The organism is Schleiferia thermophila, assembly GCF_003337435.1.
GTDB classification, from domain to species: domain Bacteria; phylum Bacteroidota; class Bacteroidia; order Flavobacteriales; family Schleiferiaceae; genus Schleiferia; species Schleiferia thermophila.
In genome coordinates this window covers 103,971-114,519 of the sequence record NZ_QPJS01000004.1, presented here as the reverse complement: position 1 = coordinate 114,519, position 10,549 = coordinate 103,971, and the positions used below count along the sequence as shown (strand labels likewise).

Below are 10,549 nucleotides of genomic sequence, written 5' to 3'. Positions count from 1 at the left end.
CTCCCTGAACTACACCATCGCCAACGACGGCGACTCCGTCATCGTCCGACTCATCGCCCTCTCACCCTACAACTGCAAAGCCGATAGCACCGAACAATTACTTTACACTTTTACAAATCCGAAAGTTGGTTTCCTGGCTTCCGCTACGTCCGGCTGTCATCCTATGGCAGTTAACTTAGTAGATACAAGCGATCAGAATTTAGCGCTAGAATGGTATATCAACGGAACATTGATATCCACCGCCAAAAACCTCTCCATTGTTTTGTCCAATACGTCCCTCAATGCAGATTCAATTTTTGAAATTAAACTAATAGGTTCGCATCCCGGAACAGGGTGTAAAGACTCTTCAATTCAACAAATTATTGTTTATCCGCTACCGAATCCGGATTTTAATTATCAAAATGTTTGTCTTGGCGAACAAATTGCTTTTACCGATTTGTCCACCCCTGCTGACAGTATTGTGAGCTGGAAGTGGAATTTTGGAAATGGAGATACTTCGACAAGTAAAAATCCTACATACCAATACCCGGCACCTGGAATATACATCGTGTCCTTGGAAGTAACGGATTCGAGAGGTTGTAAAAATTCTGTGCAGAAACCCGTTACGGTAAGGCCACTCCCAGTTCCTGATTTTTCTGTTGTGACTGGTTGTGGATCCGATACTGTTTGTGTAGGACAGCCAGTCCAGATCACTGACTTAAGTACCTCGGACAGCTTGAGTGGTAACATTGTCCAATGGCATTGGGACATATTTAACAATGGTTCGATCGATTATTCAACCAAAAACATTGTTCACACATTTCAAACCACCGGATTGATTCCTGTAAAGCTAAAAGTTGTTACAGATCAGGGATGCAGTGATTCGATTGTGAAATTTGTAAGTGTGATTCAGAAACCAGCCCCATACTTTAAGTTATCTGCAGACTCCATTTGTGGTCCGGCAAGTGTAAGTATTACGGATTCAAGTCAGGGAATTATCAACTACTACTACTGGGAATTTTGGGCTCTAGATAGTGCCATGCAGAAGGTAGTATTTTATACCGATTCGGGAGCACAAGTCGCCAATACCCCAGTCTTAATGCCATCCTATAAGGAAGACACAACCTATTACGTCACATTGCGGGTAGGCAATTGCTGCGGCTATAACGAAATGACCGACTCTGTTGTGATTAAAACGCTCCCTGTAGGAAATTTTCTGGCATTGCCAGACTCGGGTTGCTCTCCGCTTCAGGTCACGTTTCAGTTGGATGGTTTGGTCGATGGAAGTCCCGATTCCGTAGTTATCGACTTTGGTTTTAACAATCAAAAGGTAACTGTATTTCCTGTATTTGTAAATACCGGTACAGGTCTGGTAAAAATCTGGGGGCAGCAGGTTCAAACCTTCACCTACTCAGGGACTTCACTCGACACTACTTATTTTGTGACTCTTACTGCATATAATGATTGCGGTGATAGCAGTAAGACCATTCCGATAAAAGTTGCGCCTAATACCGGACAGGCATTCTTTCAGAATACTCCATCGATTGGTTGTGCACCCCTGACGGTTCAATTTCAAAATTTCTCATTTGGTGCATCGTATATCGGATGGTGTTTTGACTTCAATCCCATTACTAAACAATGCATGGGTACCACAAGTATTCTGTCCAATCCATCTTATACATACTCCACACCAGGGATTTATACCGCTGCATTATTTGCCAGCAACAATTGCGGTTTTGATACCATTACCACTCAAATTGTTGTATTATCAAGCCCGATTGCTGATTTCGTGGCCAATACTCAAATATGTGAAGGAGATACCGTCTTTTTCCAAAATACCAGTCAGGCGGATTCTGGCTTGATTGTCCAGAACATCTGGCATTTCGGAACCGGTGATAGCTCTTTGCTCAGCCATCCGTGGTATGTGTATCAGACTCCCGGTACTTATCAGGCTTGTTTAAAAGTAATTACCAATTATGGCTGTCCCGATAGCATTTGCTATCCAATCACAGTATATCCAAAACCCACTGTTCAATTTTATGCGCAAGACGTATGCTTCAGTAAGCAACCGGTACATTTTTACGATTCTTCGACCGTTTCTTTGGGCAGTCTTGTGTCGACCATCTGGAAATTTGGTGATGGAAATACATCTGTAACGCAAAATCCACAGCATACCTATAGCCAGCCAGGTCAGTACACCGTAACGCTTATCAAGCAGTCCAATTTGGGATGTATAGACAGTGTCAAAAAAATTGTTAATGTATACCCTGATCCAGACATTGATTTTTCAATGATGCTCATTGCGGGCGACAGCTGTTCTGTGCCACAGACTTATCAATTTAACAATCTCAGCACAAATGCATTCGGATTTGTGTGGGATTTTGATTACATGCAAAATCCCGGTGTCAACACTTCTACGCTTAATAATCCCTCATTTACTTTCACTTCTCCGGGCATTTATCATGTTGCTCTAATAGGGGGCAATCAATTTGGCTGTTGGGACACAGTGGTCAGAACCATTCTGGTCGGAGATGGTGTAGTAAGTAACTTTACACCTGACTCAGCCGAAGGTTGTGTACCCTTGACAATCCAATTCAATGATGCCTCTCTTTATACTCAAGGAGTTGACAGTATTGTAAACTGGATATGGGATTTTGGAGATGGAACGACCGTAAGTGGAATTCCCAACCCGATACATACCTACTTCAACGCCGGAAGTTATACAGTGAAGCTTACAGCAGAGACCGCTTTGGGATGTCTTGACACTGTTACGAAGTCAGGATTTGTGAAGGCCTATTACAGACCAAAGGTGAATTTCGATTTTGAGAAAGAAAACATCAGGCGAGTCAGGTTTATCAATCAAACTGATGAAGGAGGAATTTTTACCATTTACAGATGGAATACAGGAGATGGAAATACAGCAGACTCAACAGACCTCACATATACCTATGAAAGGCGATATCTTGGCAATGATTCTGTGGAAGTCTGTCTCTATGCCCAAAATGTACTGGGATGTGATTCCATGATGTGTAAGAGAATCTGGCTTTGGAGATATAACCTTATAGTTCCCAACGCATTTGCTCCCGATCTGACGGATGTAGGTGAAGGCAATGTATTTCTGCCAAAAGGGCACAGCCTTAAGAAATACGAACTTAAAATATATGACACCTGGGGCAATCTGGTATTTCGTTCGGAGAAGTTAGATGAAAATGGATCCCCATCAGAGCCCTGGGATGGCCGGCATTTAGGCACCGGAAAAGTTTTGCCTATGGGGGCTTATGTCTGGACAATAATTGCGGTATTTGATGATGGAACCATTTGGCCGGGACAAATTCAATCAAATGGTGAATTGTTAAACTTTGGCACTGTGACTCTTATTAGATGAAAAAGAAAATATGGCATTTGATTATCCTTAATACGTGCATTTTATCACTTTTTACCAATGCTCAAAACCCTGTATTTTCTCAAATTCTAATAAATAAAAGCTACTTAAATCCAGCATATGCCGGTTATTCTGGAGACTTGACTTTTGATATGCAATCCAGAATACAATGGTTTAGAGTTCCTTCTTATTTTTTATCGAATGCCTTTGCAATAAACGGGGGATGCAACGCAAACCGCCTGGGATTTTCATTACAGGGCTTAAGCGATTTGAGAGGAGAGGGTTTTCTTCAAAATCACCGAATTACCGGAGCTGTATCCGTTAATTTACCAGGATACACAAGCAGAAAACTAAAAAATAAATTTTTACGCGACCGAAAAACCATCGTTTCTACCGGTTTAGCTATTGGCGTAGGCCAAAGGTTTTTAAATTGGGATAGACTGCTCTTTACTGACCAGCTCGATCATTATTTAGGTATCGTTAGAAATTCCAGTTTGGTAAATCCTCAAAATGTCGTCTCCAATGTTATAGTGGACCTGTCTGCAGGTTCCAGGATGAAAATGGAAATAAGCGATAAGGGTTCAAATATTTCGGCAGGATTTGCTATGTTTCACATCAACCGACCAGTAGAAACATTTTTTTACAGCGAAAACAGACTCCCGATCCGTTATACAGGTCATGTTTTTTTACACCTTCAAACAGAAAAGTATGTAAATAATGCTCAATTTCTTACAATAGGATGGGTTGGAAATTACCAGCAGGAGATGCAGACAAACATCGTTTTATTAATGCGGGATTTCAACTCTGGTTTTATGCTGGGTGGCGGCTTTAGATCAGAGCGAATTTATTTGTTGGGAAAAACAATCGATTCAATCGTTTTACAATTCAACCTCCGTCAAGGCGATGTTATCATAAATTACTCGTTGGATTTTACAGTCTCCTCTCTGGGAGTACATCGCACTTTTGGTACTCACGAGCTGGGCATCAGCTACCTAATGAGCGGTTACAATATGTGCGGTATGTTTTACAAAAGGAACAAAAGGGCTAAAACCGATTGTTTTTTTCTTTACGACGATTTGATGAAAAAGTCTAATTTCATTCTCATACAGCCATAAAAAAAACCATGCTTTCGCATGGTTTTTTAGTTCATAAACAAATAAAATTATGGGCTTACATAGTTAATGGATATGTTAAAATAAAAGGCACCGTCGGTTTGATTTCTCAGGGCATAGGGATGATCCCGCAGTAAATTGAAAAAATCCGATTGCCCTTTTTTCAGCCGGTCGGCATCAAAAGAATACATCACCCGATATCCTGCCTGAACACCCAGCCACCAAAATCCTGCTATCTGACGCTGATAATCTAGTCTGAACCGCAGCTCACCTCTGCGAATTAAAAAATTAACATCCTCAGTACTAAATTGGTTGATCCGATAGCTTGAGCCCTCAAGTTCATACCCGAAGAGCAACATGGAACGCGGACTAAAGGTGTAGCGACCGTGACCTCTGGCAGGCAAAAGAATTTCGGTGCCCCACTTTCTGCTCAGTGATGTCCAATTGTAAAGTATCAGAGGAATATAATTCATTCCACCGGCTCTGTAGGTTCTGGAAATTCCCAAAGCCCATTGCTTTCGGTCGTTTGGACGCTGTCCATATAAAACGGCTCCGGAATACAGCAATTGTCCTTCCAAAGGATTGAGCCATGAAAAATTGCCACTTAGATCCAACTGTATTTGGGCAATAATGAACTGCTTTTCGTCAAAAGGCACGTAAAAGGTATTAACCCAATTAACCGTCCTTAAACCATACTTATCAAGAGTATCGGTCATATGGGCTAGAGAATCTCTCCAGAATTCATGGCTGCGTTTTCGGGCTGTATATTGTACATCCCATGCATTGAGCATTGATTGCCAGAGAAACCGGTTATTGGAAATAACAGGCGTCATCAACTGAAGCCTGAGTCCCCCTGTATACGTAGCGAGGCCTTTTTCTGCATCAAAGTTCAGATTAGAGCTATCGGTTTGAAATGTCCCTAGCTCCGTAAATCGCATCTCATACGGAAGCTGAACATCCCATCCCAGGGAAAAGAACCGCTGAGGAGACAGCCCAAATATTCGGGCATTGGCATACGTTTTTGTAGGCGTACCGAGATATTCTACTTCACTGTAATCATACTCATCCTCATCATCATTCTCACTTTCTTCAGTGATTATCTGTGCTTTGAAGAGAAGGGGATGCAGTATCAGAAGAAATACCGTAAAAAGTGTTAATCGCTTAGCCATAAGAGATCAATCTTTCTTTTTAACGGCTACTCTGGTCCACACATCTGTACGACCAAGTGCTTTAACTCCTATATAGCCTCGAATATCGAGTGTATTTTCATCTTTCATTTTTATGACGCAGCTGTACGTGTTGCCATTTTCAGGGTCATAGATAGTGCCATCTACCCACTCGCCTTTATCGTTGTACACAAAATCTTTTAATATTCTGTAGCCTTTCAATGGCACTTGCCGCATGGATTCATCGGGATTGTTCTTATCTACTTTAGGCTGGTTGGTCACAGGATCAATAGGTTCGCGGAGCCATACAATCTTTCCGTAATATTTGTCTCCGATTTTTTCAATTTTAACACGTGCTTTTCCATGTGAGGGCTCCCATACACCGATTAATTTATCTCCCTCCACATTCTGGGCATTTGCCGTGGTCATACAAAACAGAGGAAGAACCAAGAGAGACAAGAAAAATCTGATCTTCTTCATAGCAACTAAGGTTTTAGTAATTAATAATTAATTTAAATTTAACAAGTGCGGAGAAATCATCATCCAAATCTTCTGCCAAATCCACATCAGCGACTACAGTTACCTGATCAAGTGCAAGGAATTTTTCTATTTTCTTTTGTTCGTTAGCTACAATCAAAGCAGGTTTGGTTTCGCCCTGGGGAATATTGTTGGCAAAAGCTATTTTCTGCATATCCACATTCCTCCCGGTAAGTTCAACCTTTAGATTTTTTACAGGAAATTCGGGAGCATATTCAATGACAACGGATTCAATGCGCGCTGATTTAATGGTATTATTTCTGAGATCATGCTCCGGAAAAAGTTCGCCAAGATTGACTTGCCAAATGCCAGTAGCTGTATTTGACCCCTCATACAGAGGCCCTTCCGCATATACTCTTACCGAAAACTCGGTCTCTGCTTCCTGGTTATCTCTGATGCAGGAAACTACGATGACCATTAAAAATATAAGTTGCAGAGTTGCGTAAACGAATTTCAGATTTTTTTTCATTTTAAATACACTTTAAATGGATGAACTGACAAATCTACAAAAACATGCTCCTGCAATGATGTGGAAAGCTGTATACCCGTTACATCACAATGTACAGGAAATGATTTGTGATTTCTATCTACTAAAACTGCAGTAGAAAGTGAGGCAGGGCGATATTTCAAAAGAGGTTTAAGTGCATAGAGCAAGGTGCTCCCTGTGTTCAATACGTCATCTACTACGACGATGTGTTTATTGCTTATATCTTTTAGTGCAGGAGTCAATACTGGATCAGATACATGCGGCTGGTCCTTGTCCAGCTCTATTTCGTAATGGTGGATTGTGATAGACGAAATTTTTTGAATGAATTCCTCCAATAGCCTGCTGAGAAAATTTCCGCGAGGCTTAATGCCCATAAGATAGATTTCATCTACCTGATAATGGTGCTCATATATCTGCCAGGCCATGCGCTCTATGATATGTACGATGCGCTTGTGGTCCAATACCTGAGTAATACGCTGTTCCATATGAGTATCAATAATCGATAGGGGGTAAAATTTTTGAGGATGCTTCACCGAAGCCGATTTTAAGTCCATCTTTTTCACAAAAACCTCTGATGGTCACCTGATCACCATCAAGGATAAATGTCCGAGAGGAACCATCTGCGAGTACCAGGGGTTTGGTACCTTTCCAGGCCAGCTCGAGCATGGAACCAAAGCTGCCGGGTTCAGGTCCGCTGATGGTGCCGGAAGCCATCATATCGCCAGCGTTTACATTGCAACCGTTTACGGTATGATGTGCCAGTTGTTGGCTTATATTCCAATAAAGGTATTTGAAATTGCTACGGCAAATGGTGGTTGAGACTCCTGATTCAGTCGTGAGATCCACTTCTAACTGGATATCAAAGGTTTTTGGACCACTGGTTTGCAAATACGGAAGCAATGGTTTTTCGGCCTTCGGCCCGTGACACCTAAAAGGTTCCAGAGCTTCCAGGGTGACGATCCAGGGGGAAATTGTCGAGCCAAAATTTTTTCCCAAAAATGGACCAAGGGGTTGATATTCCCATTTTTGAATATCACGAGCGCTCCAATCGTTGAAAAGCACCAGGCCAAAAATGAAGTCTTCGGCTTCATCCGCTTTGATTGGCTGGCCCAAGGGTTTTCCACGACGGGTAATGAAGGCAACTTCAAGCTCGAAATCCAGCTGACTGCTTGGAGAGAAAATCGGATTTCCTCCAGCAGATGGAACTATCTGGCCCCAAGGCCTGTGAATTTCGGTACCAGACACGACAATGCTCGAAGACCTGCCATGATATGCAATAGGCATGTGCAGCCAATTGGGCATCAATGCATTTTCTGCCCCTCTGAACATAATACCAACATTGGTAGCGTGTTCTTTGGACGAATAGAAATCTGTGTAATCACCTACTTGAACCGGCATCAACATCTGTGTAGAAGTGATAGGATAGAAAATCCTGGATTTTACAGCACTATCAGCATTTTTTAAAGCAGGATTTTCGCCCATGAGCAATTCCATCAGTTCCTTTCGCACTTTTAAATGTAACGCCTTGGGTAAGGCTATAAAATCGTTTAAACTTTCTTTCAAAAAAACATTGACATCAAAGTCAACAGGTAAGAAGCCCATCGCTGCCAAAGCGTGAAGATTGATGACCAAATCACCAATTCTGCTAACTGCTGCAACGCTGCCATCTGGCATCTTGGCCAGCCCGTAGGGCAGATGGTACACCGGAAATTCAGAACCATCAGAAACATCTACCCAGGTACTAAGGTTTTTTAATTGAGCGATATGCATTTGATTTGGATATTTGACAAGAAATTAGCGCTGCTAAAAATAAACACAAACCTAATTTTTGTATGTGGAAAGACGATTATCTCTTTGATCTGATCAAAAAAGAGAAGAGACGCCAGACAGATGGTGTAGAACTTATTGCCTCTGAAAACTTTGCTAGCGAACAAGTCATGAAAGCCATGGGGAGTGTACTCACCAATAAATATGCAGAAGGATTTCCGGGCAGACGGTATTACGGAGGATGTGAGGTAGTCGATGAGGTCGAAACCGAAGCCATAAACCGCGCTAAACTCCTCTTTGGAGCTCAATATGCCTGCGTACAGCCACACAGTGGCTCACAGGCGAATGCAGCTGTTTACCTGGCGCTACTAAAACCAGGAGATAAAATCATGGGATTTGATCTGTCACATGGAGGCCATTTGACTCATGGAAGTCCAGTAAGTTTCAGCGGAAAACTCTATCAGGCTGCCTTTTACGGGGTAGAAAAAGAAACTGGTCTTATTGACTATGAGAATGTTCGGAAGCGAGTTCTGGAAGAAAAACCCAAGCTGCTCATCTGTGGTGCTTCGGCCTACAGCCGGGATATCAACTATGCTAAATTTCGAGAAATAGCTGATGAAGCAGGAGCTTTCCTTTTGGCAGATATTTCGCATCCATCTGGACTGATCGCCAAAGGAGTACTCAACGACCCATTACCTCATTGTCATTTTGTAACCACTACTACGCACAAGACACTCAGGGGACCGAGAGGCGGACTTATTTTGATGGGTAATGACTTTGAAAATCCATTTGGTCTTAAAACTCCAAAAGGGGAGATACGAATGATGTCGTCTCTGATAGATGCAGCCGTTTTTCCAGGAGTTCAGGGTGGACCATTGGAACACATAATAGCAGCAAAGGCAGTTGCCTTTGGAGAGGCACTTACCGACAACTTTATGGCCTATATTCTTCAGGTGCAAAAAAATGCTCGTGCCATGGCGGGAGCACTGCTCGATATGAACTATCAAATTATCTCCGGTGGCACGGACAATCATCTAATGCTCATAGATTTAAGAAACAAAAACATCACAGGAAAAGCGGCTGAAACTGCCCTTGGCAAAGCAGGCATCACTGTGAATAAAAACATGGTACCCTTTGACGATAAATCGCCATTTGTCACTTCAGGCATCCGAATAGGAACACCAGCCATCACTACAAGAGGTCTGGATGAAAAGGACTGTATACAATTAGCCTATTGGATCAACGAAGCCATTATACATCACGATAAGGATAACCAATTGGCAAAAATTCAAAAGGAAGTGAAAAAATTTATGAAGCAATTTCCTCTTTTCCACTGGCATAAGATTTAGCGCGGATTAAGTTTTCGTTAATCGGAGAGTAAACTTACCTTTGCATCGGGCAAGTCCCATACAACCAGCTCCCCGTGAATCCCCCAGGTCAGGAATGAAGCAAGGGTGTCGGGTTGTAGCGGTGTGATATGGTAAGCTTGCCCTTCTTTTTTTTCACTACGTACCATGGAAGAAAATCCGTTAAGAGTTGTGATAACCGGCGGACCCGGAAGTGGAAAGACCACCATACTGAATACGCTGAAAAAAAGAGGTTATACAGTTTTTGAAGAGATTTCAAGAGAAATCATCAGGCATAGCCTTGCCACAGGTTCCGACGTACTTCCGTGGAAAAATTTGAATGAGTTTACCAAAGTAGTCTTCCAAAAGCGAGCCCAACAATATTACGAATGCAAAGAAGGCATCTGCTTTTACGACAGATCTGTGGTCGATTCTATTTCTTATCTGCCCCTTGACAATCTGAAACCCGATACAGAAATGAAGACCTGGATCAAAAACAACTCTTATTTTAAGACAGCCTTCATCGCACCGCCATGGAGAGAAATTTACAACCGAGATTCGGAGCGCAAGGAAGACTGGGATACTGCCCAACGAATTTACCAGTTCCTATGTGAAACCTATCGTCAATACGGATATACCCTCATACCCATTCCATTATACACACCGGATAAGAGAGCAGATTTTATACTTAAAACTTTAGAGTCGCTCACATTCCAAAATCTATAACCACTTTTATTCATCCAAAGAATTAAAAAGCCCGTAACCTTAAGATT

Annotated in this window: 9 protein-coding genes and 1 other RNA gene; 5 read left to right on the top strand and 5 right to left on the bottom strand. The window is 42.1% G+C overall.

Going from position 1 to position 10,549, the window contains the following annotated elements; genetic code table 11:
- Together DES35_RS09160 and DES35_RS09155 are read left to right on the top strand one after the other, a co-directional pair.
- Positions 1-3,364 (top strand): PKD domain-containing protein (locus tag DES35_RS09160; RefSeq protein ID WP_114366408.1); only part of this gene is annotated, 3,364 nt, incomplete at its 5' end.
- Positions 3,361-4,476, top strand: coding sequence for a PorP/SprF family type IX secretion system membrane protein (locus DES35_RS09155; RefSeq protein ID WP_114366407.1), 1,116 nt, complete (start codon positions 3,361-3,363; stop codon positions 4,474-4,476). The genes DES35_RS09160 and DES35_RS09155, both read left to right, overlap by 4 nt.
- Before the next feature lie 47 nt (positions 4,477-4,523).
- Here DES35_RS09155 and DES35_RS09150 read toward each other — a convergent pair whose 3' ends face one another.
- From DES35_RS09150 to fahA, 5 genes are read right to left on the bottom strand one after another with little or no spacing between them, the layout of a single operon-like run.
- Positions 4,524-5,642 carry a DUF6268 family outer membrane beta-barrel protein gene (locus DES35_RS09150; RefSeq protein WP_114366406.1) on the bottom strand — a complete coding sequence of 373 codons (1,119 nt, stop codon included), beginning with the start codon at positions 5,640-5,642 and terminating at the stop codon, positions 4,524-4,526.
- 6 nt (positions 5,643-5,648) lie between these two features.
- Positions 5,649-6,119, bottom strand: a complete 471-nt coding sequence (locus DES35_RS09145; RefSeq protein WP_037361257.1) for a DUF2147 domain-containing protein — start codon at positions 6,117-6,119, stop codon at positions 5,649-5,651.
- Positions 6,120-6,132: 13 nt separating this feature from the next.
- Entirely contained in the window at positions 6,133-6,645 is a 513-nt protein-coding gene (locus DES35_RS09140; protein ID WP_037361255.1) for a hypothetical protein, read from the bottom strand.
- Positions 6,642-7,148 carry a phosphoribosyltransferase family protein gene (locus DES35_RS09135; RefSeq protein WP_037361252.1) on the bottom strand — a complete coding sequence of 169 codons (507 nt, stop codon included), beginning with the start codon at positions 7,146-7,148 and terminating at the stop codon, positions 6,642-6,644. Before DES35_RS09135 ends, DES35_RS09140 begins: the two co-directional genes overlap by 4 nt.
- Positions 7,149-7,155: 7 nt before the next feature.
- A complete protein-coding gene (gene fahA / locus DES35_RS09130) occupies positions 7,156-8,433 on the bottom strand; it encodes a fumarylacetoacetase (protein ID WP_037361249.1) in 1,278 nt (425 codons plus the stop codon).
- 62 nt (positions 8,434-8,495) lie between these two features.
- On the opposite strand from fahA, the gene glyA reads away from it, so the two are divergent.
- The 3 genes from glyA to DES35_RS09115 all read left to right on the top strand — a co-directional run bounded on the left by glyA (position 8,496) and on the right by DES35_RS09115 (position 10,502).
- A complete protein-coding gene (gene glyA / locus DES35_RS09125) occupies positions 8,496-9,779 on the top strand; it encodes a serine hydroxymethyltransferase (RefSeq protein WP_037361247.1) in 1,284 nt (427 codons plus the stop codon).
- A gap of 47 nt (positions 9,780-9,826) precedes the next feature.
- Positions 9,827-9,925: signal recognition particle sRNA small type (gene ffs, locus DES35_RS09120), an RNA gene on the top strand.
- 19 nt (positions 9,926-9,944) lie between these two features.
- A complete protein-coding gene (locus tag DES35_RS09115; protein ID WP_037361244.1) occupies positions 9,945-10,502 on the top strand; it encodes an AAA family ATPase in 558 nt (185 codons plus the stop codon).
- Positions 10,503-10,549: the final 47 nt, after the last annotated feature.

What these genes read in the sequence shown, in the direction of transcription:
- DES35_RS09150 (WP_114366406.1), bottom strand. Translation starts at nt 5,642, where the DNA reads ATGGCTAAGCGATTAACACTTTTTACGGTATTTCTTCTGATACTGCAT.
- glyA (WP_037361247.1), top strand. Translation starts at nt 8,496, where the DNA reads ATGTGGAAAGACGATTATCTCTTTGATCTGATCAAAAAAGAGAAGAGA.
- DES35_RS09115 (WP_037361244.1), top strand. Translation starts at nt 9,945, where the DNA reads ATGGAAGAAAATCCGTTAAGAGTTGTGATAACCGGCGGACCCGGAAGT.
- DES35_RS09135 (WP_037361252.1), bottom strand. Translation starts at nt 7,148, where the DNA reads ATGGAACAGCGTATTACTCAGGTATTGGACCACAAGCGCATCGTACAT.
- DES35_RS09140 (WP_037361255.1), bottom strand. Translation starts at nt 6,645, where the DNA reads ATGAAAAAAAATCTGAAATTCGTTTACGCAACTCTGCAACTTATATTT.
- DES35_RS09145 (WP_037361257.1), bottom strand. Translation starts at nt 6,119, where the DNA reads ATGAAGAAGATCAGATTTTTCTTGTCTCTCTTGGTTCTTCCTCTGTTT.
- fahA (WP_037361249.1), bottom strand. Translation starts at nt 8,433, where the DNA reads ATGCATATCGCTCAATTAAAAAACCTTAGTACCTGGGTAGATGTTTCT.
- DES35_RS09155 (WP_114366407.1), top strand. Translation starts at nt 3,361, where the DNA reads ATGAAAAAGAAAATATGGCATTTGATTATCCTTAATACGTGCATTTTA.